Source organism: Bacillus cereus group sp. BfR-BA-01381 (assembly GCF_022663555.1).
GTDB lineage: Bacteria > Bacillota > Bacilli > Bacillales > Bacillaceae_G > Bacillus_A > Bacillus_A pacificus.
The window spans coordinates 12,970-39,635 of the sequence record NZ_JAKUFR010000040.1; the positions used below are offsets into that span (position 1 = coordinate 12,970).

The following is a 26,666-nucleotide window of genomic DNA, read 5'->3' on the forward strand; positions in this document are numbered from 1 at the left end:
ATGGCAGGAAGATTAGATGAAGATTTAAAAGATGTAACATTATTAGGAAATCAAAATACAAAATATTTATTTGAATATAGTCCAGAAATTTTAGAGGTATTTGATAATAATCATCCAAACCGTGATTACTTTGTTAAATTCAATTGTCCTGAATTTACAAGCTTATGTCCGAAAACAGGCCAACCGGATTTTGCAACAATTTATATTAGCTACATTCCAGAACAAAGAATGGTAGAGAGTAAATCTTTAAAACTATATTTATTTAGTTTTCGCAATCATGGTGACTTCCACGAAGATTGTATGAACGTTATTATGAATGACTTAATTAAATTAATGGATCCACGTTACATCGAGGTATGGGGTAAATTCACACCACGTGGAGGGATTTCCATTGATCCTTACTGCAACTACGGTCGCCCAGGAACGAAGTATGAACAAATGGCTGACTACCGCATGATGAACCATGATTTATATCCAGAAACAATTGATAATCGTTAATATATAATAGAAAGAAAGGATCTGTATAACATACAGATCCTTTCTTTCTATTATATTATGCATTTTGATTAATGACAGTATAGTTTTTATGACTAACAACTGTAAGAGGTTCCATATCTAGTTCTCTAAAATTCTCCATAATTGTTATATCTACAATAACGGAGTTTTGATTTACTTTTTGAACACGGCCTTGCATTCCACCTTTAAATTCAATGATATCTCCAGTTTCTGCGATCTGCATAAGCAACTCTCCTTGTTACAGTTTTCCCAAAAAAGAATAATTTTGGTTTTTTTATTTCTTCCTATTTTGAACCATATTGTCCATTTTGTAAATGTTTCCAAAGTAAAAATTCGAAAAACATTCACTTTTTGTAAGAAAATATGCAAGAATGTCATGTTATTAGAAAAAAGAAGGGTTTAAATGCAGATATCTTTATATAGGGGTATAATAAAAAAATACAAGAACCTACTAAAGTGGGAGAAATTAGAGGCGGTAAAATGATGTTTGAATTTGTGGGGAGTGTTATAGCATTAATTTTATTTGTATTTTCTTATATACATTTAAAAAAGATCCGTCATCATGAAACGACTACATATTTTGATGGGATGGATGGGATACATGCTGGGGTCACAAATGAGAGTGGCGTGGATATGTAAAGGTGTATAACTTTCTTTTTTTGCGTGGTATGATATGTAAAAATAGTACATAATAGAGTTCGTAAGTGATGAATGGAGAGTGGAAAGAATGAAGATTTCTTTTATTCGTCATGGTCGCTTAGACCGTACTATAGAACCAATGACGGTTACATCCTTTCGTGAATGGATGAAAGGATATGACTTACATACTATAACAGAAAAAGCACCTATACCAACGGAAACAAGGGAAGCGGTTGAAGCGGCCAAATTGATTGTAACGAGTGATCAAAGGTGTGCTGTACAGTCAGCAGCTGAATTAACGGATTCTTTATCTTTTATGCAAAATACTCTATTTAGGGAAGCAGAAGTTCCGACGAGTTTTTATGTTCCAAAATGGTTGAAGTGTAAACCTAACGTATGGATGTTTATCGGACGAACATTATGGATACTTAGTTACCATAAAGATGTGGAGTCTTATAAGGAAGTAAGAGAGAGGGCAAGACAAGCGGCTTACTTATTACATCGTTATGCTCTCGTACATGGAAGTATTGCTCTTGTAGGTCATAATTATGTGAATGTAATGATTGGTGCCGAACTGAGAGCGATGGGATGGTCTGGTTCTCCTATTTTGCACAGAGAGCCATGGGGATGTACGACATATACGTTTCATGAGGCGATGAATGGAAATATATTGAATACGAATTTAACATAAAAGCACACGGTTTATATAAATCGTGTGCTTTCTTTTTAAGATATAGAAATTTTGATGTTTAATGGTTTTACGAGATGTGCATAAGGTTCGCCTACAAGCATAACGATTTGATCTTTTTTATAACCTAGTTTTTCGTATAGTGAATAGGCACGTTTGTTTTCTAAATTAACAAGTAATGCGATTTTTTCATACTCTTTTTCAGTTGCATGTATTTCAGCAGCTTCAATTAATTTAGAACCAATTCCTTTTCCACCATATGCACTTGAAACGGATAATGTATCAATGTAATATTCATCAAGCTCGGCTTCTTTTTCTAACGTAATCGATCCATCTTTATGTAATTCTCTTAAGTGATGTACAATGGGTGCATCAAGCATTGTTGCTTCAATACCGTGATAAGCGACAATAACTCCAACTGCACCCCCGTCTTGCTCATATACAAAACAGTTTTCATAGCTCAGTCGATTTCTCTCTTTTGAGAACCATGTTTCAAGTCCTAGTAATACTTCTGTTTCAACTGTGCTACCTGTGATTTTTTCAGCAATTTCGTGCAGAGCGTTATACAATAAAGGTGCTACCAGTTTCGCATCTGTCTTTTTTGCTTTCCGAATCATAGTATCCCTCCTAGTTCTATTTATATATTGTAGCATAGTGGTATGGAACTTTGCATAATTGAATGATGAAATGATTGATATAGAGAAGTAGCTATGTTAGTATATGATATTTAGTGGACATCTACTAACGATATCTTTTTTGAAAAATAATGAAAATGAAATGAAGGTATAGCATCTGGATAATTTTACAGTTGTTGACCTATAGAATATAAGATAAAATAAAATATTGCATAGAGGTGAAATACATGGATAAAGAATTAGCAAATACAATTTTGGATCAGCTGAAAAATGGTGAAATAAAGGAGTATGTTGTTACGAAAGATGTATTTTATACGTTCAGAGAAGTTTTAGTGAATCGAGAAGACTTTAAACATTTCATTGGTAACGCACAGCGCGGCGGACAGGTCATTTATACATATTCAGAAACGCCACGTTCGTAACTAAAAGAATATAGGGAGGAGACTTATGGGCGATTTTAAACAAGGCATATTACCGCATTGGGATTATATGTGGAAAGATAGAGCCGGAAATCGATTTATGGGGATGGTCATGTATCCAGAGAAACGAAAGTGTTCGGCAAAAATGCTTCAGAAAATAAAAAGAGCATATGAAGAGGCTGTAGAAATTAAAGTAACTGTACAAGTTCAACATACATATCAGTACGTTGAAGGAATGATTGTGTACTTTGATGAAGAAGCTCCTGTATGTACAATGATTGATAAAGATGAAAATCCATATCATATATTTGTAAAAGATATTTTGCGTATTGAGCACTCTGAATAATCTTTTCATAAATAAGTTGAATTTCCATAATGATAATCTTTTTCTATAATAGTTATCTTTTAGTATGTAACGCGAACTGAAAGTATATGTATAATATTTAATAAAGCAAAGTTGATAAATGTAATCGTTTTTTAGAACAGATTATCGTTTCATGTCTGTTCTTTTTTGCGTGATGCTGGAGAAATATATTCCTCCAGCATTTGCCGTTTTATGACAAAATATATTGTTAACTTTTTTAAAAATAAGGTTAAATTCGTTGACAACTTTTTTGAAAAGCACTTTATTGACATGAGTTTTAGAATGTTGTTTCATAGTCATTGTATTGAAAAAAATCGACGGTCTTGTCGAAAAGTAAAAGTTAAAAAAAGAAAGAATTTATACATATATCTTGTGTCTTATTTTGAAACGTAATACAATATATAGAGAAATCAAGAAACAACATACAGAGAGTATAGATTGAAAAGGGAGGGTCGGAAATGTTAGTTGCATATGATTCTATGACAGGGAACGTGAAGCGTTTCATCCACAAATTAAATATGCCGGCCGTTCAAATTGGTGAAGATTTAGTAATAGATGAAGACTTTATTTTAATTACGTATACAACAGGTTTTGGCAATGTACCAGAACGTGTTTTAGAATTTTTAGAGCGCAATAATGAAAAATTAAAAGGCGTATCTGCAAGCGGCAATCGTAACTGGGGAGACATGTTCGGTGCAAGTGCTGACAAAATTTCTGCTAAATATGAAGTGCCTATTGTATCAAAATTTGAGTTATCAGGAACAAATAACGATGTAGAATATTTTAAGGAAAGGGTGCGGGAGATTGCGACACATTGAACTGAATAATGAAATCACGCAAATGCAGGACGGTTTTTATCAGCTTCATAAAGATAAAGAGGCATTAGAAGTCTTTATGGAAGAAGCTAGAGAGAATACCGTTCATTTTAATAGCGTGGCAGAGCGAATGGAGTATATGAAAGAACATGATTACTATTACAACGTTCTGGACGAGTATAACTTGGAGGAAGTAGAAGAGGTATATAACATCGCTTATGGTGAAAACTTCGAGTTCCAATCTTATATGGCAGCATCTAAGTTCTACAAAGATTATGCGTTAAAAACAAATGATCAAAAACAATACTTAGAAAGCTATGAAGATCGTGTAGCAATTGTGTCATTATACTTAGGACGCGGTGATGTTGCGAAGGCAAAACAATTCGCAAGCATGATTGTCAAACAAAACTACCAACCAGCGACACCAACCTTTTTAAATGCGGGAAGAAGCAGAAGAGGAGAAATGGTGTCTTGTTTCTTGTTAGAGATGGATGATAGTTTAAATTCAATCGGCTTTAACATTAATACTGCAATGCAATTATCAAAAATCGGTGGTGGAGTAGCTTTAAACTTATCTAAGCTACGCGCACGCGGTGAGCAAATTAAAGGTATCGACAACGCTGCAAGTGGTGTAGTACCTGTTATGAAATTACTTGAAGATTCGTTTTCATATGCGAATCAGCTTGGCCAACGAAAAGGTGCTGGCGCAGTATATTTAAACATTTTCCATTGGGATATTATTGAATTCTTGGATTAATTGGTAGTCCCTCTATACAGTAATGTGTATGAGAAAACCTTGTGAACCTAACCAATAGGGTGTCGCATTAGCGGCTAACGGTATCAGTTGAATAAGGGGTAAAAGAAAAAGAACCCGCGAAGAAGCTGACTAAGAGAGCCTACGGTCCATGTACGTGGATAGCAGGTAATACCGTGCCAAGCTTGGAAGAAATGCTATTTGGGTGAAGTGGAATCTTATATTCACCGGAGGCGAGATTCCATGAATTGTGGAATTTATTTGATAATTAATAAGGAAAATAGGAAGTTTTATATTGGTAGTTCTAATAATTTTAAAGTACGATTTAAAACTCATAGAAATCAATTGAATGCTAATCGGCATCATAGTAAACATTTACAAGCAGCCTGGAATTTATATGGTGAGAATAAATTTGAGTTTAAAGGGATAATTGAGTTACCAGAGGATAAGGATATTCTTCATAAGATTGAGCAAAGTTTATTAAGTCAGTATTATGGAAAACAGTATTGCTATAATGGACATCCTATCGCTAGAGGTGGGGCGTTGAGTGGGGAAAAGAACCATATGTATGGGAAAACACACTCAAAGGAAGTAAAAAAATTTCTTTCTGAAATTAATACTGGTCCTAATAATTATTGGTATGATAAACCTCAACATATGGAGAATATGAGATCTAAGATTACTAAACGATTTCATGGTAGAAAGCATACCGATGAAACAAAAGAAAAAATGTCTAAATCTCGTAAGGGTAAAAAACATACAAAAGAAACATGTATGAAGATAAGTAAAGCTCAAAAACATCAATATAACTCTGGAAGAGAAAAGCAAAAAAAGCCGATTGTTATAAATGACATTTACTATGAGTCTTTAGCGGAGGCAGGACGAGCATTTAATGTGCCTGCTAATACGATAAAATATAGAGTGCTATCAAATAACTTTCCTAATTATCAATACTTTCAAGAAGGTGTAGAGACTATCGAACGCACGTCATTAGACGAAAGCTAGTAGAGTAGGCTGGAAATAGGTACCAGTCGAAGTGCAAGGCAACCAGTTGCAGGTTGATGATATAGTCCAACCTTCATAGAAATATGAAGACGAGTTGACCAAAAAAATAAATGCCGATGAGAAGAGCCGTATTCAGTCTCTATCAATCGGAATTATCGTTCCAAGTAAGTTCTTTGAGCTTGCTGAGAAAAACGAACCTTTCCATGTTTTCGCGCCTTATACAGTGTATAAAGAATACGGAAAGCATTTAGATGATATTGATATCGATGAAATGTACGATGAATTAATGAGCAATCCGAAAGTGAAGAAGAAGCCGCTAGATATTAGTGCGCGTGATATGCTTATTAAAATTGCTATGATCCAGCTTGAGTCTGGTTATCCGTACTTAATGTTTAAATCAAATGCAAATAACCAACATCCATTGAAGGATATTGGAACTGTGAAGATGTCGAACTTGTGTACAGAAATCTTCCAGCTTCAAGAAACTTCTGAAATTAACGATTATGGTACAGATGATATTATCCGTCGTGATATTAACTGTAACTTAGGATCGTTAAATATCGTAAATGTAATGGAAAATAAAGAAATTCGTGAAGCAGTTCATGCGGGAATGGAAGCTTTAACAGCTGTTTCTGATATGACAATCATTCCGAATGCACCAACTGTGAAAAAAGCAAATGATGAGCTTCATTCAGTAGGGCTTGGCGCAATGAACTTACACGGATATTTAGCAAAAAATAAAATCGCTTATGAAAGTGCAGAAGCGAAAGAGTTCGCTCGTACATTCTTTATGATGTTAAATTACTACTCTATTGAGAAAAGTATGGAAATCGCTAAAGAAAAAGGCGAAACATTTAAAGACTTTGATAAGTCTGATTATGCAAGCGGCACATACTTTGAAAAGTATGAAACGACAGATTATAGCCCAGTAACTGAAAAAGTTCAACAATTATTTGAAGGAATTCATATTCCGACAAAAGAAGATTGGACAAGTTTAAAAGAGCAAGTGCAGAAGAATGGTTTATACAACTCATATCGTCTTGCCATCGCTCCTACGCAATCGATCAGTTACGTTCAAAATGCAACTTCAAGCGTAATGCCGATTGTAAGTCAAATCGAATCAAGAACGTATGCGAATGCAACAACATATTATCCAATGCCGTATTTATCAAAAGATACGTTCTGGTACTATAAATCTTCTTACGATATGAATCAGTTTAAATTAATTGATTTAATCGCAGAAATTCAAGAACATATTGACCAAGGAATTAGTACAATTCTTTACGTTAATAGTGATATTTCAACACGTGAATTAGCACGTTATTACATCTATGCACATAAAAAAGGCTTAAAGAGTCTGTATTATACGAGAACACGTAAATTAAGCGTGGAAGAGTGCGTGGCTTGTACCGTTTAATATAAAAAAATTGAGACATTATGAGCAGGGTTTTCTGAACCCTGCTCATGCTCAGTTATCAATTTTTCATGTTTATTTAGAGAAGGGGCGATTGAATGCGTGCGGTAAACTGGAACAAAAAAGAAGATGATTTTAGTTTAATGTTTTGGAAGCAAAACATCGCTCAGTTTTGGACAGAAGAAGAAATCGCAGTGTCTTCTGACAAAAATACTTGGGTGCAATTATCGAAAGAAGAGCAAATTGCTTATAAGCGTGTATTAGGTGGTTTAACACTTTTAGATACGAAACAAGGCGGCGAAGGGATGCCACTTGTACTTGTTCATCTTGAAAATTTACAAGCGAAAAGTGTATTAGCTTTCATGGGTGCTATGGAAGAAGTACATGCGAAGAGTTACAGTCATATTTTCACAACGTTAGCTACTGAAGAAGAAATCGATGAGATTTTTGACTGGGTAGACAACCATCCGTTACTTGAGAAAAAGGCTGGTATTATTACGAGTTACTATCGTCGTTTATTAAAACCTGAAGTGACGAAAAAAGAGTTATACATGGCAATGGTAGCGAGTGTGTTCTTAGAAAGTTACTTATTCTATAGTGGATTCTTCTATCCACTATACTTAGCAGGGCAAGGAAAACTGACGGCAAGTGGTGAAATTATTAACTTAATAATCCGTGATGAGTCAATTCACGGCGTATTCGTCGGTATTTTAGCACAACAAATCTTCGCGGAACTTTCTGCAGAAGATCAACAAGAAGTGCAAAAAGAAACACAAGAGTTATTAATGGAACTATATGAAATTGAAATGGCATACACAGAAGAAATTTACACTTCTATCGGTCTTGTAGAGGATGTAAATCGTTTCGTTCGTTACAATGCGAATAAAGGACTTATGAACTTAGGACTTGAGCCGAAGTTTGAAGAAGAAGAAATTAACCCAATCGTTTTAAATGGTTTACGTACAGATACGAAAAACCATGATTTCTTCTCTGTAAAAGGAAATGGTTACGTAAAAGCAACGAACGTTGAAAAGTTATCTGACGATGACTTCGTGTTTAATTTTTAATATATGATCATAAAGAAAAGCTGTCTTATCAATGAATAAGATAGCTTTTCTTTATGATTTTGTTTACATAACACTATTATTTTTGTATAACGATTTTCGTTTGAAAAATTCTATCCGGTTAATGGATAGAATTTTTTTTGTAAGTAAATGGGTATTTACAATCTTTTTGTATCGGTGTATTATTTAACTAGTACACCAATACAAAAGGAGGGAAGAAATGAAAATAGAGTTTTCTCCAAATATACCAATTTACATCCAGGTAATGGAATACATAAAAAAAGAAATCGTAACGGGACATTTATTGCCTGGTGATAAAATTCCCTCTGTACGTGAATTAGCGAGTGAATTACAAGTAAATCCAAATACGATCCAGCGTACATTTCAAGAGCTAGAACGGGATGGGGTTGTTGTAACGCGTAGAGGAATGGGACGATATGTAACGAATGAAGGGGAGAAAATTATGGAGCTGCGAAAAGAGATGGCGAAAGAATTACTTCATTCTTTTATAGATGGAATGGACAATTTAGGTTTTTCAGAAGAAGAAATTCTTACAATCCTTCGTTCTTCATTATATGAGAAAAGGGAGGAGAGCGAATGACAGAGCTATTAAAAATAGAAAACTTATGGAAGAGATACGGGTTAAAAGCAGTAATCCGTGAATTAAGCATTGAGATTACGGAAGGGAAAATTGTTGGACTCGTTGGAGATAACGGGAGCGGGAAAACGACGTTATTGAAAATGATTGCCGGTTTGCAGCATCCTTCCGAAGGGAGTATTACAATCACTGGTAAAAAAGTAGGATTAGAAACGAAAGAAATTGTTTCTTTTATGTCGGATAAACCAGTATTTGATGATTGGATGACGGTAAAAGATTCTTTATTTTTCTATCGAGATTTTTATAAAGATTTCGACATTCAAAAAGCGGTAGATACGGTTGCGGAATTTAAAATACCGTTAGAAGAAAAAATTACAGCTTTATCAAAAGGGATGGTTGAAAAGCTACAAATTATTTTAACGTTTTCTCGGAAAGCGAAGTTATACGTACTAGATGAACCGCTGGGCGGAATTGATCTCGTTTCTAGAGAACACATATTAGAACTTATTTTACAGTTTTATCGCGAAGATTGTACGATACTAATTTCGACGCACTTAATAAATGAAGTTGAAAATATTTTTGATGAAGTAATCTTTTTAAAAGATGGGGAAATTGTATTGTATGAAAATGTAGAAGAGTTACGTTTTCAGAGAGGAAAAGCTGTTACAGAGGTGTTTAAGGAGGTGTTTAGTAGATGAAGCCGAGCTTAATATATATGTACAATATAAATAAAAAACAAATAATTATTTCTTTGTTATCATTTATATTCGTTGTCGCTGTAGCTTTCGTAAGTTTGGGAAATTATATTAAACAAGAATCAGGAGAAGTAAGACAAACAATTATAGTTGCTTTCGTTATTCTAGTATATATAACTTTTTTAGCAATGATAGTTATTCAGGCGGTGTCTGCATTTGGAAAAATGACTGAAAGCACATTATTTCGGTTAACATCGATATCCGGTAAAAAGATTGTTTTAGCAATATTGTTATACGCTGTAATTTATTTACTTATTTTTGAATTAATAGGCTCTATTTTTTTATATGGTATTTCTATGAAAATAATAAAAGGTACAGAGCTCTATGAAGTATTATTTACTCAAAGTGTATTCAATCCACTAAAGCACCTCTTTAGTACTATGTTATATGTATTTAATTTATCAAGTATATTGTTAGTTTTACTTTTTACAGTAGCTGGTGTGAAAGTATTTTCTTTGAAAAAGAAAAAAATGGAGTATGTAATTATTTTCTTCTTATTTTTACTAATAACGAAAGTAATCAACATGATATATGAAATGCTAGGCGGACTTGCACCTACATCTATTTTTATTAAAAAATTAATTTATATAGATGACTCAATAGATATAAATTTTATACTATATCCGGAAAGTCTTATGAATTTATATAGTATTGCTTTTTCAATCGGTATATTTGTTTTACTTGTTTATATAACAGGTCGCATTATCGATAAAAAACTAGAAGTCTAAAGGAGGAATCAGCATTGGGAAACGTAGTAGTAAAGTTAGAGAATGTTCGAAAAAGGATTGGTGGAACGGAAATTATTCGTGGTTTATCATTTGAAGTTCGTGAAGGGGAAGTATACGGGTTCCTTGGACCGAACGGTAGCGGTAAGACAACAACGATTCGTATGATGACAGGTCTTATTTCAATGACAGAGGGCGATATTACAATTTGTGGTCATAGTATTCGTACGGAGCGTGAAAAGGCGCTAGAGCAAATTGGAGCGATTGTAGAAAATCCTGAACTATATGATTATATGACAGGGATGCAAAACTTGAAGCATTTTGCGAACATGGCAATTACACCGATTAGTAAAGAGCGCATTGCTGAAATTGTAAAACTGGTTGAATTAGAGCATGCAATTCATAAAAAAGTGAAAACATATTCACTTGGTATGAAACAACGTTTAGGAATTGCACAGGCATTACTTCATCAGCCGAAAATTTTAATTTTAGATGAGCCGACAAATGGATTAGATCCAGCTGGTATTCGCCAAATTCGTGATTATTTACAACGTTTAGCGAAAGAAGAGAATATTGCTGTAATCGTATCAAGTCACTTATTAAGTGAAATTGAACTTATGTGTGATCGCGTCGTTATTATTAAGCAAGGTGAGTTTGTACAAGAATACAACTTACATGAACAAGCAAAACATGATGAGACAGTAGTTGTAGCGTTTGAAGTAGATCAAGTTCAGAAAGCAAATGAAATTATTACAGGTAAGGCGCAAGGAAATGTCATTGTAGTATCTGTAACGAAAGAAGAAATTCCACAACTTGTAAAGAAACTTGTGAATGAAGATGTGCTTGTATACGGAGTTACCGTTCAAAATAAAACGTTAGAGGATGAGTTCTTAGCGATTACAGGGGGAGTGAAAGCGTAATGTTTAAATTAATTCAAAATGAATTTTTAAAGTTGCATGCGAAAAAAGGTATGTATATTTTAATTGGTGTTATTGCAGTATTGGAGATTTTGGGAGTTTTAGCGATGCTGAAATGGGGAGACGGAACTGAATTTAAAGGATCATATTTAGATTTTGCAAGTTCAGAGATTGGTTTAATTACTTTGTTTGCAACAATTTTTGGCATTACGATTGCTTCTCGTATAATTACGGATGAGTTCCAAAAAGGTACAATTAAGCAGTTATTAATCCGTCCAAGAAAACGAATGACAGTTTTATTCTCTAAATATATTACAGTGTTACTTACTATAGTATTTATCATATTTGCTAACACGATTATTTCAATGATTATTGGCGGAATTGCAATGGATGGTAGTAAAACAGAATTAACGATAGGAATTGTAATGAAATCTACCTTATATCAAGTACTTTCACCGTTCTTCTTTGCGACTCTTGCATTTTTCTTAGCAAACGTATTTAGAAAGTCTGTCTTACCATTAATTATTACGATGTTCCTCTTCTTTTTACAAGGACCAATTAATATGGTACTGATGATGTTTGCAAAAGGTGTAGCGAAGTTTGTAGTGTTTTTCCATTTAAATTTAAGTGTGTACGATAGCAATAAGCTAGTAAGTGGCGGAACAGAACCAACATTTACAGAGTTTACATTTACAACTTCATTATTACTTGTAGCTGCATACTTTGTTGTATTACTTGTAGCATCAAGTGCATTATTCCAAAAACGTGACGTATTATAATAAAAGAAATCCCCGCTTGTAAAAACGGGGATTTTTATTACATAACTTTCTTGTATTTTTCAACTGAAAGAAAAGAATGATTACTATATATGTTGTTCAAAAGTATTTGAGAAAAATAGGAAAAATTTCAACTATATTCATATTATAATTTAGTTACCACACCATTTACTTTTACTATCTTTGGAGGTGTTCTATATGCACGATGCATTTTCACGCATAAGACTACGCAGTTTTTTTGGATGGATGATTATAGGGCTGTTCCTTACGATGATCCCATTAGGTCTATCAAATGTTTCTGAGAATACGACGGAGGTTATTTCACAAATAACTGTGTTTTTTGTATTTCCGTTATTTTGGTTATACGTAAAAACCAATAAAAATAATGTTATATTTAACAGTTTTTTTGATAAGCCAGGACGTTTACCGTGGGGATTAATTGTGTTAGCAACGATAATGGGAATGATTTTTTCCGTTGGTATATCTCATATTCAATTTTATATATTAGCACATACGTTACCGAGTTTCTTAGTTACTATGTTAGAAGACGGAACTGTTATTAATACGAGTAACATATATATGACGATATTTACTTTCATTTCAGCATGTGTATTAGCACCAATTATGGAAGAGGTTATTTTTAGAGGCTTCTTTTTACAGCGAATGGCTTATAAATGGGGAATTAAAAAAGCTGTCATTATATCTTCCATTATTTTTGGCTTAGGACATTTTGATGTTATTGGTGCGTTCATGTTTGGTGTTGTAATGTGTCTTTTATACATAAAGACGAAAAATATATGGACGAATATTGCTGTACACGCTCTAAATAATTTCATTGCAACAAGTATGCAATTTGTCGGCGGAGAAGAGAGCAGCGCCATTTCAATTCCTGAATTACAAGCGCAAAGTAATTTATGGATCGGTATCGGTCTTACAGTTGTTGGATTACTTTGGTTAATTCCTTACGTTTGGAAACAATGGCGTATGGTAAAAGAAGTGGGTGTGCCACCAGTGCGCTTCATAAATGAGGAAAAAGTAGTGAGTGCATCAGAAGGAAATGAAATGTATAGTCAAGTGATTGTAACAGATAGATTGATGGCTGTAGAGCTACCAGATGAGGCTGTAAATAAGCTCCGATTAGAAGAAAATGATTATGTAACAGTATCTGTAGAAGACGATAAAATCGTTATAAAGAAAGCACATAATAGATAAGTAAAAAGTAGCTCTTTGTGAGCTACTTTTTACTTTGTAATAATTTCCACACGAAAATTATTGCCGTTCTTTACATATTTAATATCTGTAACAGTACGAACTGCTTTTAAAATCTCAACTTTTTCACCAATTCGAGGGATAGTCGGAACATTATCCCAAATGCCAAGCAAGTCATCTAAGTGTGCCGTTTTTTCATAAAACCAGATTTTCAATGTAAAGCCCCTTTCTCGAACTTTATGTATTTTAATACATAATATATTATTTTTATTCTTATTGTAAGAGGTTTTTATATATTTTATGAATAAAAATTAATTAATCTTCTGGGAAGATATGTTCAATATCAGGGGTAAGAGATATTTCTGATAATACGATATGAGAAACGGTCGTTGCATATGAAGAAACATCATTAATAAATTCTTCAAGTTCAACGAGTGAAGGAACAGAAATTTTTACAATGTAGCATAAGCTTCCTGTTACGCGGTAACAAAAACTTGCAGATGGATAGGACTGAATAAACTGTTGCATACGTGTTGTATCCCCGTTTTTTAAAGTGATTTCTAAAATACAGTCTAAAACAAGTCCTGCTTTTTTATAATCGATATCGATTGTGTATTTTTTGATTACGCCTTCACTTTCGAGTTTACGAACACGCTCTGCAGTAGACGGAGCAGATAAGTTTACTCGTTTCGCCAATTCACGCATGGAAAGGCGACTATCATTATATAATTCATTTAAAATTTTTCGATCAACACGGTCTAGTTGCATTTGTAAATATACCTCCAGTAAAATGATAATTTTTGTAAAGGAAAAATATAAATTAAGATTCATATGAAATGTAAAGAGAACTTTATTTATTTTACAATAAAACTGAAGGGAATAGGAGGGAAAATAATGGAGAGAATTTCATTATCAAATGTAGGAGATACAAAGTTTCAAAAGTTATTAGGTCATAATCCGGAAATATTATATTCGTGGAGTACATTAGAAAATACACTGTACAATAAAGGAACTCTTTCAGCAGAGTTAAAGGAACAAGTGAGAAGAACATTAGCGTATGGGAATGAATGCCCGTACTGTATGGCAAAGGGAAGGCCTGATGATATGCAAAAGGTAGAAGAAATTGGTGTAGCAGTAACTTTTGCGCATACATTTATTCATGGCAAAAAGGCGATAGATGATAATATGTTTCATGTATTGAAACAATATTGGACGGAAAAAGAAATTGTAGAGCTTTGCGCTTATATTTGTTTTATTACTGCATCGCAACAACTTGGTTTTCTATTTCAATTACAGCCAAACAAAGGAGAAAATGATGATGAATCAAATAGCACTTATCATAATTGATGTACAAAAAGCATTTCAATTACCATACTGGGGTGAGAGAAATAATCTTTTTGCTGAAGAAAACATGAGAATGTTATTAGAACAATGGAGAAAAAGGAAGCGACCGGTTTTTCATATTCAACATGTAAATAAAGAAAATGCGCAGTCGATGTTTTATGAGAGAGCGGAAACAGTCAACTTTAAAGAAGAGGTGCAACCACTACCAGGTGAAGTGGTTATTCAGAAATCTGTTAATAGCGCATTCATTGGGACAAATTTAGAAGAGCAATTAAGAGAGAACAAATGTAATGCAGTAGTGATTGTAGGATTAACGACAAATCATTGTGTGGAGACTACGACACGAATGGCAGGGAATTTAGGATTTAAAACATATTTAGTGAGTGATGCGACGGCTACTTTTAACCGTAAAGGTCTAGATGGTAAAGAGTATAGTGCAGAAGATATTCATAATATGACACTTGTAAATTTACATGAAGAGTTTGCTACAATTATAAAGACAAAAGAAGTATTAAAATTATTTTAAGAAAATAATTACGAATTATGTAGAAAAAAATAAGAATATTTCGTATAATTTAAGTGCAATCATTTTGAAAATAGGGGTGGCATCATATGGAGCAAATTCCGGTAAAGAGAATAGAAGAAGTACTTGTTGTAGCAGGGGATGATAAACAAAAGCAAAAGGAATTTTATGAATTGCTCTTATCTACTGAGTTTTATGTTGCTGGCTCACTAGAAGCAGAGGAAGGGGCAACAGAAGGAATACTTCGCTTGCGTCATTTCCAAGGAGAGGGTAGATGGATCGTTCCGTTCTTTACACAAATGGAATTTGTAAAAGACGTGTTGCCAGAAGGAACACCCCTTATTACGATACGTGGGAAAGAATTATTTAGTAGCATTGAGAAAGATGCTACAGCAGTATTAAATGTCGGTACTGATATAAGTAAAACATTTATTCCAGAAGAAATTGCAGATATCGCATCTGGACGAATTTTTAACTATTATAAATAAAGTGAAAATTTAATCAGTGGGGGGTTTCTTCATCCCCCACTGATTATTAGTTGAACCAATCGGGCTTTTATGGGCAGCCCGACCCCCACCTAACTTCTTTGCTTTCGCTGCATTTTGAGGTGGGGGTCTTACTGCTCATTAAAGCGGGATAAAAGGAAAAGCATAATCGCTTTTCCTTTTTAATTTGAACACGGGGTCGCTACGCCAGAAGAAATAGAGAGTGTTTTATTATGTGTACTTATTGTCGCTGTAGCTCCAAGAGGAATCCCAATGTTTGGGCTTATATGTCCAATCGGTAAACCGAATAGGACAGGTATAGCATATGGAGTGAAATATTCATATAGTATTGTTTGCAATGATTGAGATGGTTTAGAAGGAGTGCAGTCATGACAACTTGTAAAAATAACGCCACTACATTTATTAAACTTTCCAGATAAAAGTAGCTGATTTAACATACGGTCAATGCGATATGGTTCTTCCCCAATGTCTTCAAGCAATAAAAGTTTATTGGCTGTATTTATCTCGTAGGAGGAGCCAATGATACTCGTTAACACCGCTAAATTGCCTCCAACTAACTGACCTGTAATTGTACGGGAAGGGCTAGGTACGATACATTCTGATGCAGATAAAATGGTTGAATACGGATGAAAGAGTTGATTGAAAGAAGATAAAGAAAGAGAATCTACACCTTTCCCTAATTCTTCAATCATTGGGCCATGAAATGTCACAAGCTTTGCATAACGTGAAAAAGCAGTATGTAAAGCTGTAATATCGCTATATCCCCAAAAGATTTTAGGGTTTTGCCGAATGATTTCATATTGAATGTGGGGGAGGAGACGAGCACTTCCGTAACCACCTCGTGCACAGAAAACGGCTTTTACTTCATGGTTTGAAAATGCTTCATGTATATCATCGAGCCGAACTTGATCGCTTCCAGCTAAATATCCATATTTCTCATAAACACTTTTCCCGATTACTACAGACAACCCCATTTCTTGTAGTACAGTTACACCTTTTAATACATTTTCAATTGTTGGTGGGCCGGATGGTGCAATAATCATTACTGTATCACCTTGTTGTAATGCATTTGGATATATCATTTTTTTCAGCCTCCTTCACTTTCAATATATTCGCTTCATAGGAAGTTCAACCCTTGTAAAAGAAGGGGAAAGTTTGTCAAATAAAGAAGATATAAAGGGAATAGGAGGAGAAATGATGTTTACAAGTCGAGTTATAGATACATTACAAATTAAGTATCCCATCATTCAAGCCGGTATGGCGGGTGCGATTACAACGCCAGAACTCGTTGCAACTGTGAGTAATAGCGGAGGATTAGGAACGCTTGGAGCAGGCTATATGAGCCCAGAACAAATTCGTGAAGCGATTTATAAAATACGGGAACGAACAGATAAGCCTTTCGGTGTTAATTTACTATTAACGAAAGAGATACAAATAGAAGAAGAGAAGATAAACTTGGCCAAGGGATTACTTAGCGGAGTGAATAGAGGATTGGGTATAGAGGAAGAAGAACAGTTAAAGCTTCCAAAAAGTTATAAAGAACAATTACAAGTGTTAGTAGAAGAAAACGTACCAGTCGTTAGCTTTGCATTTCAAACGTTAGAAAAAGAAGAAATAAATGACTTGAAAAGAAGAGGAATAAAAGTTATCGGAACAGCTACTCATGTGGCAGAGGCGAAAGTACTTGCTGAATTAGGAGTAGATATTATTGTCGGTCAAGGTAGTGAGGCAGGGGGCCATAGAGGAACGTTTATCGGGAAAGAACAGGACGCTATGATTGGGACGTTCGCATTAATTCCGCAGTTAGTAGCAGCAGTTCCGCATATCCCGATTGTTGCAGCAGGTGGTGTAATGAACGGGCAAGGGCTTGTTGCGGCATTTACACTGGGAGCAGAAGCTGTTCAAATGGGATCAGCCTTTTTAACGAGTGAAGAGAGTATTACGCATGACGTGTATAAAAAAGCGGTTTTACGTAGTACAGATACGAGTACAACTGTGACTCGTGCGTTTTCCGGGAAATATGCACGAGGTATTCGTAATGAATTTATAGAGAAGCACGAAGGAAAAGAAGAAGACCTTCCGATGTATCCGGTGCAAAATGTATTAACCTCTAAAATACGCCAACAAGCAGCAAAGCAAAATAATGGAGAATATATGTCACTTTGGGCAGGACAAGCGTCATCATTAGCACGAATAGAATCAGCTCAGCATGTAGTGGAGAGAGTGATGAAAGAAGCAGATAACGTAATCGAACAATTGCAAAATGTATATAGAAAAAGACCACTTGAATAATTCAAGCGGTCTTTTCTTTAGTTTGCTTTATAAAATTGTTGGATGGCTTCATCGATATAAACCCAGCCTTTCCAACCTAAGTGCATGTGATCTTTTAAGAAGTATTTATCATACTCATGATTTGAGAAGTCGGCAATTGGATAGCCAGCTTTCTCAATTTGCTCATGAACTTTCTTATAGTACAATTCTCGGCGTTCTTTCGGGAAGCCAGCGTAATCGTACCAAGGACCTTTTACAGGAACAGAAATGAAGAGTGGTTTTGCACCAGATTGTTTTAATAAATCAAGTACAATTTGTAAATCTTCATATTCTGGCGATTGATCATAAGCATCATTTTTTAAGTAACCTTCACGTTGCTTTAATTTCTTCTTGATTTTGCTGTTGAAGTAACCATCTTCAATACCGTAATTGTTAGATCCAGATTCTGCTGCACCTGTTTGATCTGCATGTTTACGAGCCTCTTCCCAGCTCATTTGTTTTAATGACGGGTCAAGTTTTTCTTTATGTGGTTTAATATCAAACATTGCTGTAAATAAATCTTTACGATCTAAAATGTTACGATAAATATAAGCGAAAGGTTTAGCAGCAAGTGCTTTTATTTTATGCTTTGTATCATCGTAAACGATACCTTCAAGCGAAATTTTAAGTAAAGTTTCTTTCTTAACGATCTCAAAGTTTAATAAACGCTTTGCAATTTGCTTTTTCATTTCAGGTTTTACATCATCGTTGAAAATGAAGTGGTAACCTTGTTGCTTTGAAAAGTTAGGTGCAAAGTGTGTTTCATCAATACCTTGTGGCACAAACCATTGCGGAGAAAGAACGAATACCATTTTCTTATCCTTCAATTGATCCATCGTAGATGCAAAGTTTAATACATGTACAAGGTCTTGTGTTCCGCCACGTCCAAGTAGGAATGGTGTGAATCCTTCAGGCTTTACTTTGAAATAATTTGATGGATGGTAAGCATCCATACGTGCGAATTCCGATGAACCATACATCGGAAGGTATTTCGGGTCTGCTAACATCTTTTGCTGTAAAATCATACTTTGAATCTTTTCTTCTTTTAAAGAAGTGGCAGCTTGTTCTACTTTTTCATCACTTAAAAGTGGAAGTAGGAAGCGCGTTGGAATAAGTAAGAATACAGCAAAAAGGGCCAATGCTAAAAGCATCGGACCAAATTTTGCTTTGTTCATCGGATTTCTTCCAACTTCTTAATAACCATGTTTGGTGTAGCCCACTCGTCACGGTCAAAATCAGAAATAGAAACTTCAATATCTAAACGCTCTTGGAATTCAACTAATAAAGATACTACAGCGAAAGAATCAAGGATACCTTCTTCAAATAATTGAACATCTAAGTTTTCTTTCACAATATCGTTTTCACATACTTCTTCTAAAATATCTAATACTTGCTCTTTGAATTCTGCCATTTTTAAAATCTCCTTTATATCCGAAATATATTATATGTGCAACTTCTTAATGGTATAAGAAGGGTGCATTAAAAGTATCTGTTAAGGTGTCCAGAGAAAATGAGGAAACCGAAACATACAACGTGGAACGTAATTACAATCGCAAGGACGTGTGTAAATTTATTGTTTGGCCAAAACTTATGCTTCTTGTTTTTTCGTTCAAAAATATCGAATAAAATAAACAGTGCGGCATGATATAGACCATAAATAACATACTGCGCAACAGCGCTTCCTTGGATGTGCCAAATTCCCATAATGAAGAAGTTTAAAAATGCCCCGATATACGAAATAGTGTAACGGTTCTTAATTAACTTTTTCTTCGTTGCAAAAAAGACGAAACGCATGTAAATAAAATCACGGAACCAGAATGATAAACTCATGTGCCAGCGGTTCCAGAAGTCTTTAATATTACGACTAAGGAATGGCTTATTAAAGTTTTCAGGAGTTTTAATTCCCATCATATAACTGATACCAATTACGAACGCACTATAACCTGCAAAGTCAAAGAATAACTGCATGCTAGTAGCGTACATAAAAATCACATTAGATAAAAGTGTATCTTGATTGGCGAATACTGCCTTTACAAGGTATGTTGTTATCAAGTGCGCGATTATAAACTTATACAGAAAACCTTGGAAAATACGATTAAGCCCTGTATATAGTAAATTTTGATATTCCTCAGCACTAGGTGGCTTTTGGATATCTTTTTGGAATCTACGATAACGATCGATAGGTCCACTTGAAATCGCAGGGAAGAATAAAACGAATTCCCAGAAATTAAAGAAGGAAAGTTCTTTAATTAAATTATCACGAACTTCAAAGACCATTTGTACAGCTCTAAATGTTACATAAGACATACCTGCGAAAACAATAAAATGCAATTCAGGTACAAATGGTGCGATTTTCGCCAAAATAAGTGGCAAAATCGATAAAATAACAGCTATACAAAACATGAATGTACTATTGTTTTGTTTTCTTAAAAGTAAATAGCCTTTAATCAGGGCATATTGCCAAATAATAAATGCGGCTAACATAATCGCTTGCTTCGGTTTATCCGAGAAGATAATAGCAATCATGATTAATGTTAAAACGGCATTATATTTACGCAACATTTTACCTTTTAATCCAGCTATGATAGTAGGTATTAATAAAATGCCCACTATAGCGAAAAAATAAAATGATCCATATGCGGTCATGCTGTAACCTCACTCAATAATTTTTTGCGATCTACCTTTCCATTTGGTGTCATTGGAATAGAAGATTGATACATGAATTTACGTGGAATCATGTAGTTTGGTAATCGCTCATTGAGTTCTTTTTTGATTGCAGATGTTAATTTGAATTCTTTTTCAAATGAATGTTCTCCAGGAACAACAACCGCTAATAAATAATCGTATTTCTCACCTTTTTTAATTGGAACGATAACTGCTCCTTCTACGTAAGAACACGCACGAAGGTGATGCTCAATTTCTTCTAATTCCATTCGATAACCATGCAGCTTAATTTGGAAATCAAGACGACCATTATAGAATAGAAGACCATTTTCAACATAGCCAGCATCGCCTGTTTTATAGGCGCGCTCACCGTCAATCATAGTAAATGCTTTTTCTGTTAATTCAGGGCTTCCTAAATATCCAACGCTTACGCTTGGACCGACAATTACGATTTCACCTTTTTCACCATCAGGTGCAATCGTTCCATCTTCTTTCATAATAAGAAGGCGGCAGTCTGATTTACAGTAGCCAACTGGAAGTGATTTGTATTGATCAAGTACTTCTTCTGTAATGTGAATACCTGTTACAGCGACAGTAGCTTCAGTTGGACCGTACGTATTCATAATTGTTGCTTTTGGGAAACGCTCAATTAATTTTCTAGCTACTTCATTTGGTAACACTTCACCGCAGAATAAGAATGTTTTCATGTTCGGTAGCATACTCTCAGAGAAAGATGCTTCCATTAAACACATCTCTGCGAAAGATGGTGTGGAAGTCCATACTTGTATATCCGATTGCTCTAAAGAAGCAAACAAGTCTTTTGGACGTGCAATCATATCTTTATCGATTGCCCAAAGTGTACCACCTGTTACTAATGATGGGTAAATATCCATGACAGATAAATCGAATGAGAAAGGTGCTTGGTTTAAGAATACTTGCCCCGTTTGTAAGTTGAAATCTTCTACAGCCCATTTTGTAAAACTTACAAGGCAGTTATAAGTAATCTGAACCCCTTTCGGATTACCTGTGCTTCCTGATGTGTAAATAATGTAGAAGTTTTCATCACCTTTTACCGCATGTTCAGGATTTGGAGTTTTCCCTTTATGAGTAAAGAAAATATCTTTTAAGTTGTCCTCACTTACAATGCGAACTGGTAAATCAGCTACAGTTACTTCAGTTCCTGATAAAAGTAGTTTCGCACCAGAATTTTCAGCGATACGTTGTACACGATCAGCTGGGATAGATAAATCTACAGGAATATAAGCATGTCCAGCTTTTACACATCCTAAAAAGTTAATAATCATTTCAGGTTGCATATGGCCATACACCATAATTGGTGAACGATCATCTGGATACTCAGAAGAAATCCAATGTGCTAACGCATCAGAATCTTCCTTTAATTGTTTGTACGTAATTTTCGCATCTCGCCAAACAAAAGCAGTTTGATCAGGCGTTTCAATAGCCCACTTTTCAATTTGTTCTAATAACTTCATAACGTTCCCACCCTAGAATTCATTGTAAATAAATGTACTTGTGTTTGTATCATGGAATCCATACAACCAAAGTAATGCAAATAAAATTGCAAGGTAATAAACCGTCTTTGCAACCCATTGTGTGAGTGGTCGAGACCATATCTCTTTTAATCTTTCCATGTCTTTCCCTCTCTTAATGAAATAATAGCTCTTTGTAGGTATCATGTCCTACATTATTGTGAAAAAAACAAAATTCCACATTTTAGGTAAAAATAAGTCAAAAGGCTCTTTTCTGATATTAGCACTAAATACTAAAAAAGAAAATCCCTAACTTAGCAATTATATTACATTCAGCATCAATTTGTAATGGATTTGATATGTAAATAGGAAGTGGATTGTGTGAATACATAAAAGTGGACTAGAAGAATACGTAAAATATAGTATTTGTGCTTATGAGTCATTCGAGACGAAGTAAACTTTTACATTTCTAGCCCTTTTAAAAAGGAGGAAATTATCATGGATAGAGTGTGGAAGAATCTAATTTCGGAAGAAAACATCGTGAAATGGAGAAGGCATTTCCATAAGTATCCAGAATTATCGTTTCATGAAAAAGAAACTTCGCAATTTATATATGATACAGTATGCTCATTTTCTTCTTTTGAAGTAACGAGACCGACGAAGTATAGTGTACTTGCAATTAAAAGAGGAACGGAACAAGGGAAAGTGATTGCGATTCGAGCTGATATAGATGCGTTGCCAATTCAAGAGGAGACAAGTAAATCTTATACGTCTGTGAATAAAGGTGTAATGCATGCATGTGGGCATGATGCTCACGCGGCTATTTTGTTGGGTACAGCAAAAGTGCTAGCAAATATAAAGGAAAATTTTGCAGGTGAGATCCGTCTATTCTTTCAGCATGCAGAAGAGGTGTATCCCGGCGGGGGACAAGAAATGGTTGAAGCAGGCGTAATGGATGGTGTTGATTATGTAATAGGTTTACATGTTATGTCAGGACTTGAGAGCGGGAAGATAGGCATTGCGTATGGGCCGATGATGGCTGCGCCAGACGTATTTACAGTTGAAATTCAAGGGAAAGGAGGGCACGCGGCGAGGCCAGAAGAAACGATAGATCCTATTGCTATCGGAGCACAGATTATTACAAATTTACAACATATCGTATCAAGAAATACGAGTGCTTTTATGCAAAGAGTCGTTTCGGTTACGCAGTTTCATGGGGGGATGGCTGATAATATTATTCCTAGTGCAGCAACTTTAATGGGAACTGTTCGTTCATTTAATCAAGCATTAAGGATAGAAGCCGAAGAGAAAATTGAGAAAATCGTGAAAGGAATTACAGAAGCACATGGAGGGTCGTATACATATTCGTATCGATATGGATATGATCCGGTTATTAATGATGAATATATTACGAAAGTAGTAGAAGAAAGTGCACTACATTTGTTTGGAAATGAGCGTGTTGTGAAGCTTGAACCTTCTATGGGAGGAGAAGATTTTTCGGCATATTTAAGAAAAGCACCTGGTTGTTTTATTAAATTAGGGACTGGTAATAAAAAGATAGATACTTGCTACCCGCATCATCATCCAAAATTTGATGTAGATGAATCAGCTCTCATTTATGGAGTGGAATTATTTTTAGAGACAACAATGAGATTATTGAAATCATAGAAAAGTATAAAGTGAAACTTTAATCAGTGGGGGTTTTACTGCCCATTAAAGTGGGATAAAAAAAGGCAACTGCGCTCTATCGCAGTTGCTTTTATTTCTTTCCGTCAGAGAGGGCTGAGAAAGAACTATGCTCATTTATAGTATATGAATAGCTAACGGACAAGCTTGTACATTTTAATCATTTTTTTAAAAAAAGTTATTGACAGTGATAATCAATGTCAATTAATCTAAAAGTAGTTGAAATTGATAATTATTATCAATAGGATGGATGCGACATGTTAATGAGAAAAAAATTTCACCTTCTACGGAGGGGATTAAAAGATAAAAATAAAGAAGTTGATCAGCATATGGAATGGCAACGAAATGTAATTCGTTCTGAATATGTAGATGAGAAGAAGAGCATTCAAACAGAAAAAGAGATACAAAGTAAAGGGAGAGGTTCAGTTGAGTAAGTTAGTAATGATTTTTGCAAGTATGAGTGGAAATACAGAGGAAATGGCTGATCATATTGCCGGCGTGATTCGTGAAACTGAAAATGAAATTGAAGTGATTGATATTATGGATTCACCAGAAGCTTCTATATTAGAACAGTATGATGGAATTATTTTAGGTGCATACACTTGGGGAGATGGTGACCTTCCTGATGATTTCTTAGATTTTTATGACGCAATGGATTCTATTGATTTAACTGGGAAAAAAGCGGCAGTATTCGGATCATGTGATTCGGCTTATCCAAAATATGGCGTGGCAGTTGACATTTTAATAGAAAAGCTAAAAGAACGCGGGGCAGAAGTTGTGTTAGAAGGATTAAAAGTAGAATTAACGCCAGAAGATGAAGATGTAGAGAAATGTTTACAGTTTGGAGCTGAATTTGTAAAACACCTTTCTTAATGGCAGAAGGGAGATGAAGAGCAAGTGCATGAGAAAATCGCAATTAAAACGATGACAGATTATCATTTGTATGATTTTATGCGTTGTCCACATAAATTTTATTTTCGTCATATAAAAAGAAGAGAACCTTCTTCGTTTGAATGGCAACAAATCGCACAAATGATTGTGAATCGAATTATTAACGAATATTACACACTACCGGCAGGCCAACAAACGAAAATTGTACTTTTAATATTAATAGAAAAGTATTGGAAAAAAGTAAGGGTTAATATGTTTGCTTCGAAGATGGAGTATTACATTGTGTTAGCGAAGCTAACGGATCACTTATTACAGTTTGTTGAAAGAGATGATAGTCAGACACCGCCGTTATTTTTATATGAAAAATTTCAAACATATATGGAAGAGTTAGGTGTCCACATGTCATTGATATTAGAAGTTGGTGAGTGGAGTACTGAGTCGTTTGTAATTAAAAAGTATGTTGTCGATGCGGATGAGGAAATGCTTGCTCTTTGTCAAAAGTTAATGACAGTATTCAGTTATAAAGCTTTCGGCATTCTTCCAGGGAAAATTGAAGTTATTAATTTAATAGAAGGAACTAAGTATGACTACATTCCGAAACCGGAAGATATTATAACTGGAATGGCTCATTTATCTAGAATGAAAGAAATGTTACAGCAACCTGAGCATTATACAGAGCGTCATTTTCGTTCTGAGTGTATAAGTTGTGCATTTCGTAGTGAATGCCAAGGGGAAGAAGTAAAGAAAGAAGCGAAACAGAAGAAAAATATCGTACATTAAAGAATGCAATGTTGCATTCTTTTTTGTTATTGACATGAAAAGCTTTTCATCATGTACCGTATATTTGTAGCAGATTTTAATAAAGGGAGGAATAATCAATGAAAGATGAAACGCAAGTATTTCAATGGTTAAAAGAACAGAATGCCCCTTTTGGAATTCAACTGCAAATTTTACAGGCATTTCAACTGTATAAAGTCATTGTTGAAATGGATAAAAAGTTAATGTTATATGAGGAGAGAGAATATAGGGAGAGAATGTAATCTCATCCCTGTAGTATTGTTTTCAGTTGTTCTATACCAGCTAAAAACTCAAGTTCATTCTTTGTTTCAAAGTTATAAATCATATTATGTAGTAAAGGACTGTATTGATAAAAATTTGTGATACGGTGAATGAGTAATGGATCATGGTGTGAAGTAAGTGTACTGTATTGTTCATATACTGATGTAGTAAATTCATGTCCGAAATCATAATATAGCCCAGCAAAATCAAAGGCAGGATCTCCAATTTGAGCATCACCAAAATCGATAATCCCTGAAATGGTTTTATTTTGTTTATCAAATAAAATGTGATGATGTGTAAAGTCGGCGTGAATAATTGTATTTTGAAAAGCAGATGTATCGATACATGTAAAGAAATTTTTGAATAAACGATTTAAAGACAATTTTTGGAACGAAGTAAGGTTGTTGGTAACATATTGATTTAACTTAGCTTGTAGCTCTTTCCAGTAGGTAAGTGTTTTTTCAATAGGGAATCCTAACGCTGTAACACTTTTTAAAGGAATACTATGTAGAGCAACAAGGAAAGTTGCTAATTGTGTAATAAGTGCTTTTCGTTCTTGTTTTTCTAGTGTAGTAACTATTTCTGTTTTTAAAGGTTCACCATGAATGAGAGTATAGTAGCTACAAAGCGGAATAGCATCAGTATTCTTTTCATAGAATAGGTGATATTTTGGAACTTCAATTTCATGTAGTGAACAAGAGAGAAGTGTGCATAGTTCTTTTTCTAATGGAATTCGCATTGCATATTCCTGTTTTCGCGGGAAACGAAACAGTAGCTCATCATTTACTATAATCGCTACATTATCCCATCCTTCCTCATTTTGTTTGTAGGAATGTATAGAAAGATTAGGTAGAGCTTCTTTAATATATTGTTTGTAAGAGTCCATAATTGTTCCTCGTT

General features: G+C 34.6%; 34 protein-coding genes and 2 pseudogenes. 25 read left to right on the top strand and 11 right to left on the bottom strand.

Annotated features, from left to right (window positions below):
• On the top strand, positions 1-498 hold the full coding sequence (gene queF, locus MR079_RS15240) for a preQ(1) synthase (RefSeq protein ID WP_000918895.1): 498 nt from the start codon (positions 1-3) through the stop codon (positions 496-498).
• Positions 499-553: 55 nt separating this feature from the next.
• Here the strand turns inward: queF and MR079_RS15245 are convergent, their stop codons facing one another.
• Positions 554-739, bottom strand: coding sequence for a YkvS family protein (locus tag MR079_RS15245; protein WP_001165081.1), 186 nt, complete (start codon positions 737-739; stop codon positions 554-556).
• 233 nt (positions 740-972) lie between these two features.
• Here MR079_RS15245 and MR079_RS15250 point away from each other — a divergent pair, with 233 nt between their 5' ends.
• Positions 973-1,155 (top strand): hypothetical protein, encoded by a 183-nt coding sequence (locus tag MR079_RS15250; protein WP_016716951.1) that lies wholly within the window; start codon positions 973-975, stop codon positions 1,153-1,155.
• Positions 1,156-1,243: 88 nt separating this feature from the next.
• Positions 1,244-1,846, top strand: coding sequence for a histidine phosphatase family protein (locus tag MR079_RS15255; protein WP_242294219.1), 603 nt, complete (start codon positions 1,244-1,246; stop codon positions 1,844-1,846).
• A gap of 35 nt (positions 1,847-1,881) precedes the next feature.
• Here MR079_RS15255 and MR079_RS15260 read toward each other — a convergent pair whose 3' ends face one another.
• Entirely contained in the window at positions 1,882-2,460 is a 579-nt protein-coding gene (locus MR079_RS15260; RefSeq protein WP_242294220.1) for a GNAT family N-acetyltransferase, read from the bottom strand.
• 245 nt (positions 2,461-2,705) lie between these two features.
• Between MR079_RS15260 and MR079_RS15265 the strand changes: the two genes are divergently transcribed.
• The 13 genes and pseudogenes from MR079_RS15265 to MR079_RS15325 all read left to right on the top strand — a co-directional run bounded on the left by MR079_RS15265 (position 2,706) and on the right by MR079_RS15325 (position 13,296).
• Positions 2,706-2,900 (top strand): hypothetical protein, encoded by a 195-nt coding sequence (locus MR079_RS15265; RefSeq protein WP_000356683.1) that lies wholly within the window; start codon positions 2,706-2,708, stop codon positions 2,898-2,900.
• 25 nt (positions 2,901-2,925) lie between these two features.
• Positions 2,926-3,243, top strand: a complete 318-nt coding sequence (locus tag MR079_RS15270; RefSeq protein WP_242294221.1) for a hypothetical protein — start codon at positions 2,926-2,928, stop codon at positions 3,241-3,243.
• A 476-nt stretch (positions 3,244-3,719) separates the two neighbouring features.
• A complete protein-coding gene (gene nrdI / locus MR079_RS15275) occupies positions 3,720-4,079 on the top strand; it encodes a class Ib ribonucleoside-diphosphate reductase assembly flavoprotein NrdI (protein WP_000959450.1) in 360 nt (119 codons plus the stop codon).
• Positions 4,066-4,830: pseudogene (locus tag MR079_RS15280) on the top strand (ribonucleoside-diphosphate reductase subunit alpha); the annotation flags it as partial. The gene nrdI and the pseudogene MR079_RS15280, both read left to right, overlap by 14 nt.
• 243 nt (positions 4,831-5,073) lie before the next feature.
• Positions 5,074-5,835 carry a group I intron GIY-YIG endonuclease gene (locus MR079_RS15285; RefSeq protein ID WP_242294222.1) on the top strand — a complete coding sequence of 254 codons (762 nt, stop codon included), beginning with the start codon at positions 5,074-5,076 and terminating at the stop codon, positions 5,833-5,835.
• Positions 5,836-5,932: 97 nt separating this feature from the next.
• A pseudogene (locus MR079_RS15290) lies at positions 5,933-7,252 on the top strand (ribonucleoside-diphosphate reductase subunit alpha); the annotation flags it as partial.
• A 95-nt stretch (positions 7,253-7,347) separates the two neighbouring features.
• Positions 7,348-8,316, top strand: coding sequence for a class 1b ribonucleoside-diphosphate reductase subunit beta (gene nrdF / locus MR079_RS15295; protein ID WP_001203035.1), 969 nt, complete (start codon positions 7,348-7,350; stop codon positions 8,314-8,316).
• A 217-nt stretch (positions 8,317-8,533) separates the two neighbouring features.
• Positions 8,534-8,914, top strand: coding sequence for a GntR family transcriptional regulator (locus MR079_RS15300; protein WP_242294223.1), 381 nt, complete (start codon positions 8,534-8,536; stop codon positions 8,912-8,914).
• Positions 8,911-9,609, top strand: coding sequence for an ABC transporter ATP-binding protein (locus tag MR079_RS15305; RefSeq protein ID WP_242294224.1), 699 nt, complete (start codon positions 8,911-8,913; stop codon positions 9,607-9,609). The genes MR079_RS15300 and MR079_RS15305 overlap by 4 nt, the downstream gene beginning before the upstream one ends.
• Positions 9,606-10,394 carry an ABC transporter permease gene (locus MR079_RS15310; protein WP_242294225.1) on the top strand — a complete coding sequence of 263 codons (789 nt, stop codon included), beginning with the start codon at positions 9,606-9,608 and terminating at the stop codon, positions 10,392-10,394. Before MR079_RS15305 ends, MR079_RS15310 begins: the two co-directional genes overlap by 4 nt.
• Positions 10,395-10,408: 14 nt before the next feature.
• On the top strand, positions 10,409-11,311 hold the full coding sequence (locus MR079_RS15315) for an ABC transporter ATP-binding protein (protein WP_139869661.1): 903 nt from the start codon (positions 10,409-10,411) through the stop codon (positions 11,309-11,311).
• The gene (locus MR079_RS15320) at positions 11,311-12,087 is read left to right on the top strand and encodes an ABC transporter permease (RefSeq protein ID WP_139869660.1); all 777 of its coding nucleotides are present in this window, start codon (positions 11,311-11,313) and stop codon (positions 12,085-12,087) included. Before MR079_RS15315 ends, MR079_RS15320 begins: the two co-directional genes overlap by 1 nt.
• A 195-nt stretch (positions 12,088-12,282) precedes the next feature.
• Positions 12,283-13,296, top strand: coding sequence for a CPBP family intramembrane glutamic endopeptidase (locus MR079_RS15325; protein WP_139869659.1), 1,014 nt, complete (start codon positions 12,283-12,285; stop codon positions 13,294-13,296).
• A 29-nt stretch (positions 13,297-13,325) separates the two neighbouring features.
• On the opposite strand, the gene MR079_RS15330 is transcribed toward MR079_RS15325, so the two are convergent.
• Both MR079_RS15330 and MR079_RS15335 read right to left on the bottom strand, forming a co-directional pair.
• Positions 13,326-13,508, bottom strand: coding sequence for a DUF3913 family protein (locus MR079_RS15330; RefSeq protein ID WP_074610755.1), 183 nt, complete (start codon positions 13,506-13,508; stop codon positions 13,326-13,328).
• A gap of 100 nt (positions 13,509-13,608) precedes the next feature.
• A complete protein-coding gene (locus MR079_RS15335) occupies positions 13,609-14,061 on the bottom strand; it encodes an Lrp/AsnC family transcriptional regulator (RefSeq protein WP_139869658.1) in 453 nt (150 codons plus the stop codon).
• Positions 14,062-14,124: 63 nt separating this feature from the next.
• On the opposite strand from MR079_RS15335, the gene MR079_RS15340 reads away from it, so the two are divergent.
• From MR079_RS15340 to MR079_RS15350, 3 genes are all read left to right on the top strand, one after another.
• Entirely contained in the window at positions 14,125-14,640 is a 516-nt protein-coding gene (locus MR079_RS15340; protein ID WP_139869657.1) for a carboxymuconolactone decarboxylase family protein, read from the top strand.
• The gene (locus MR079_RS15345; RefSeq protein WP_139869656.1) at positions 14,609-15,163 is read left to right on the top strand and encodes a cysteine hydrolase family protein; all 555 of its coding nucleotides are present in this window, start codon (positions 14,609-14,611) and stop codon (positions 15,161-15,163) included. Before MR079_RS15340 ends, MR079_RS15345 begins: the two co-directional genes overlap by 32 nt.
• Before the next feature lie 86 nt (positions 15,164-15,249).
• Complete coding sequence (locus MR079_RS15350; RefSeq protein ID WP_000435209.1) at positions 15,250-15,648, top strand: SseB family protein; 399 nt, start codon at positions 15,250-15,252, stop codon at positions 15,646-15,648.
• A 179-nt stretch (positions 15,649-15,827) separates the two neighbouring features.
• Here the strand turns inward: MR079_RS15350 and MR079_RS15355 are convergent, their stop codons facing one another.
• Positions 15,828-16,748, bottom strand: a complete 921-nt coding sequence (locus MR079_RS15355) for a S66 peptidase family protein (protein WP_016716962.1) — start codon at positions 16,746-16,748, stop codon at positions 15,828-15,830.
• A gap of 115 nt (positions 16,749-16,863) precedes the next feature.
• On the opposite strand from MR079_RS15355, the gene MR079_RS15360 reads away from it, so the two are divergent.
• On the top strand, positions 16,864-17,958 hold the full coding sequence (locus tag MR079_RS15360; protein ID WP_242294226.1) for an NAD(P)H-dependent flavin oxidoreductase: 1,095 nt from the start codon (positions 16,864-16,866) through the stop codon (positions 17,956-17,958).
• A gap of 17 nt (positions 17,959-17,975) precedes the next feature.
• Here MR079_RS15360 and dltD read toward each other — a convergent pair whose 3' ends face one another.
• The 5 genes from dltD to MR079_RS15385 all read right to left on the bottom strand — a co-directional run bounded on the left by dltD (position 17,976) and on the right by MR079_RS15385 (position 22,292).
• Positions 17,976-19,151, bottom strand: a complete 1,176-nt coding sequence (gene dltD, locus MR079_RS15365) for a D-alanyl-lipoteichoic acid biosynthesis protein DltD (protein WP_242294227.1) — start codon at positions 19,149-19,151, stop codon at positions 17,976-17,978.
• On the bottom strand, positions 19,148-19,387 hold the full coding sequence (gene dltC / locus MR079_RS15370) for a D-alanine--poly(phosphoribitol) ligase subunit DltC (protein ID WP_000807310.1): 240 nt from the start codon (positions 19,385-19,387) through the stop codon (positions 19,148-19,150). The genes dltD and dltC overlap by 4 nt, the downstream gene beginning before the upstream one ends.
• Before the next feature lie 68 nt (positions 19,388-19,455).
• Positions 19,456-20,622: a D-alanyl-lipoteichoic acid biosynthesis protein DltB gene (gene dltB, locus MR079_RS15375; protein ID WP_242294228.1), complete on the bottom strand. Its 1,167-nt coding sequence runs from the start codon at positions 20,620-20,622 to the stop codon at positions 19,456-19,458.
• The gene (gene dltA, locus MR079_RS15380; protein ID WP_139869651.1) at positions 20,619-22,133 is read right to left on the bottom strand and encodes a D-alanine--poly(phosphoribitol) ligase subunit DltA; all 1,515 of its coding nucleotides are present in this window, start codon (positions 22,131-22,133) and stop codon (positions 20,619-20,621) included. Before dltA ends, dltB begins: the two co-directional genes overlap by 4 nt.
• A gap of 12 nt (positions 22,134-22,145) precedes the next feature.
• Positions 22,146-22,292, bottom strand: coding sequence for a teichoic acid D-Ala incorporation-associated protein DltX (locus tag MR079_RS15385; RefSeq protein WP_000440293.1), 147 nt, complete (start codon positions 22,290-22,292; stop codon positions 22,146-22,148).
• A gap of 336 nt (positions 22,293-22,628) precedes the next feature.
• Between MR079_RS15385 and MR079_RS15390 the strand changes: the two genes are divergently transcribed.
• The 5 genes from MR079_RS15390 (at position 22,629) to MR079_RS15410 (ending at position 25,747) form a co-directional block, all read left to right on the top strand.
• Positions 22,629-23,798 carry an amidohydrolase gene (locus MR079_RS15390; protein ID WP_242294229.1) on the top strand — a complete coding sequence of 390 codons (1,170 nt, stop codon included), beginning with the start codon at positions 22,629-22,631 and terminating at the stop codon, positions 23,796-23,798.
• A 275-nt stretch (positions 23,799-24,073) separates the two neighbouring features.
• Positions 24,074-24,250 carry a hypothetical protein gene (locus MR079_RS15395; RefSeq protein ID WP_000929012.1) on the top strand — a complete coding sequence of 59 codons (177 nt, stop codon included), beginning with the start codon at positions 24,074-24,076 and terminating at the stop codon, positions 24,248-24,250.
• Entirely contained in the window at positions 24,243-24,689 is a 447-nt protein-coding gene (locus MR079_RS15400; protein WP_000041150.1) for a flavodoxin, read from the top strand. Before MR079_RS15395 ends, MR079_RS15400 begins: the two co-directional genes overlap by 8 nt.
• A gap of 24 nt (positions 24,690-24,713) precedes the next feature.
• Positions 24,714-25,487 (top strand): hypothetical protein, encoded by a 774-nt coding sequence (locus MR079_RS15405; protein WP_242294230.1) that lies wholly within the window; start codon positions 24,714-24,716, stop codon positions 25,485-25,487.
• A 98-nt stretch (positions 25,488-25,585) separates the two neighbouring features.
• Positions 25,586-25,747 carry a hypothetical protein gene (locus MR079_RS15410; RefSeq protein ID WP_016716967.1) on the top strand — a complete coding sequence of 54 codons (162 nt, stop codon included), beginning with the start codon at positions 25,586-25,588 and terminating at the stop codon, positions 25,745-25,747.
• Positions 25,748-25,749: 2 nt separating this feature from the next.
• Here the strand turns inward: MR079_RS15410 and MR079_RS15415 are convergent, their stop codons facing one another.
• Positions 25,750-26,652, bottom strand: a complete 903-nt coding sequence (locus MR079_RS15415) for an aminoglycoside phosphotransferase family protein (protein WP_242294231.1) — start codon at positions 26,650-26,652, stop codon at positions 25,750-25,752.
• Positions 26,653-26,666: the final 14 nt, after the last annotated feature.

Bases quoted from the DNA above. Each gene is read 5' to 3' on its own strand.
- queF (WP_000918895.1), top strand. From the start codon at position 1: ATGGCAGGAAGATTAGATGAAGATTTAAAAGATGTAACATTATTAGGA.
- MR079_RS15245 (WP_001165081.1), bottom strand. From the start codon at position 739: ATGCAGATCGCAGAAACTGGAGATATCATTGAATTTAAAGGTGGAATG.
- MR079_RS15255 (WP_242294219.1), top strand. From the start codon at position 1,244: ATGAAGATTTCTTTTATTCGTCATGGTCGCTTAGACCGTACTATAGAA.
- MR079_RS15260 (WP_242294220.1), bottom strand. From the start codon at position 2,460: ATGATTCGGAAAGCAAAAAAGACAGATGCGAAACTGGTAGCACCTTTA.
- MR079_RS15265 (WP_000356683.1), top strand. From the start codon at position 2,706: ATGGATAAAGAATTAGCAAATACAATTTTGGATCAGCTGAAAAATGGT.
- MR079_RS15270 (WP_242294221.1), top strand. From the start codon at position 2,926: ATGGGCGATTTTAAACAAGGCATATTACCGCATTGGGATTATATGTGG.
- nrdI (WP_000959450.1), top strand. From the start codon at position 3,720: ATGTTAGTTGCATATGATTCTATGACAGGGAACGTGAAGCGTTTCATC.
- MR079_RS15285 (WP_242294222.1), top strand. From the start codon at position 5,074: ATGAATTGTGGAATTTATTTGATAATTAATAAGGAAAATAGGAAGTTT.
- nrdF (WP_001203035.1), top strand. From the start codon at position 7,348: ATGCGTGCGGTAAACTGGAACAAAAAAGAAGATGATTTTAGTTTAATG.
- MR079_RS15300 (WP_242294223.1), top strand. From the start codon at position 8,534: ATGAAAATAGAGTTTTCTCCAAATATACCAATTTACATCCAGGTAATG.
- MR079_RS15305 (WP_242294224.1), top strand. From the start codon at position 8,911: ATGACAGAGCTATTAAAAATAGAAAACTTATGGAAGAGATACGGGTTA.
- MR079_RS15310 (WP_242294225.1), top strand. From the start codon at position 9,606: ATGAAGCCGAGCTTAATATATATGTACAATATAAATAAAAAACAAATA.
- MR079_RS15320 (WP_139869660.1), top strand. From the start codon at position 11,311: ATGTTTAAATTAATTCAAAATGAATTTTTAAAGTTGCATGCGAAAAAA.
- MR079_RS15325 (WP_139869659.1), top strand. From the start codon at position 12,283: ATGCACGATGCATTTTCACGCATAAGACTACGCAGTTTTTTTGGATGG.
- MR079_RS15335 (WP_139869658.1), bottom strand. From the start codon at position 14,061: ATGCAACTAGACCGTGTTGATCGAAAAATTTTAAATGAATTATATAAT.
- MR079_RS15340 (WP_139869657.1), top strand. From the start codon at position 14,125: ATGAAATGTAAAGAGAACTTTATTTATTTTACAATAAAACTGAAGGGA.
- MR079_RS15345 (WP_139869656.1), top strand. From the start codon at position 14,609: ATGATGAATCAAATAGCACTTATCATAATTGATGTACAAAAAGCATTT.
- MR079_RS15350 (WP_000435209.1), top strand. From the start codon at position 15,250: ATGGAGCAAATTCCGGTAAAGAGAATAGAAGAAGTACTTGTTGTAGCA.
- MR079_RS15355 (WP_016716962.1), bottom strand. From the start codon at position 16,748: ATGATATATCCAAATGCATTACAACAAGGTGATACAGTAATGATTATT.
- MR079_RS15360 (WP_242294226.1), top strand. From the start codon at position 16,864: ATGTTTACAAGTCGAGTTATAGATACATTACAAATTAAGTATCCCATC.
- dltD (WP_242294227.1), bottom strand. From the start codon at position 19,151: ATGAACAAAGCAAAATTTGGTCCGATGCTTTTAGCATTGGCCCTTTTT.
- dltC (WP_000807310.1), bottom strand. From the start codon at position 19,387: ATGGCAGAATTCAAAGAGCAAGTATTAGATATTTTAGAAGAAGTATGT.
- dltB (WP_242294228.1), bottom strand. From the start codon at position 20,622: ATGACCGCATATGGATCATTTTATTTTTTCGCTATAGTGGGCATTTTA.
- dltA (WP_139869651.1), bottom strand. From the start codon at position 22,133: ATGAAGTTATTAGAACAAATTGAAAAGTGGGCTATTGAAACGCCTGAT.
- MR079_RS15385 (WP_000440293.1), bottom strand. From the start codon at position 22,292: ATGGAAAGATTAAAAGAGATATGGTCTCGACCACTCACACAATGGGTT.
- MR079_RS15390 (WP_242294229.1), top strand. From the start codon at position 22,629: ATGGATAGAGTGTGGAAGAATCTAATTTCGGAAGAAAACATCGTGAAA.
- MR079_RS15395 (WP_000929012.1), top strand. From the start codon at position 24,074: ATGTTAATGAGAAAAAAATTTCACCTTCTACGGAGGGGATTAAAAGAT.
- MR079_RS15410 (WP_016716967.1), top strand. From the start codon at position 25,586: ATGAAAGATGAAACGCAAGTATTTCAATGGTTAAAAGAACAGAATGCC.
- MR079_RS15415 (WP_242294231.1), bottom strand. From the start codon at position 26,652: ATGGACTCTTACAAACAATATATTAAAGAAGCTCTACCTAATCTTTCT.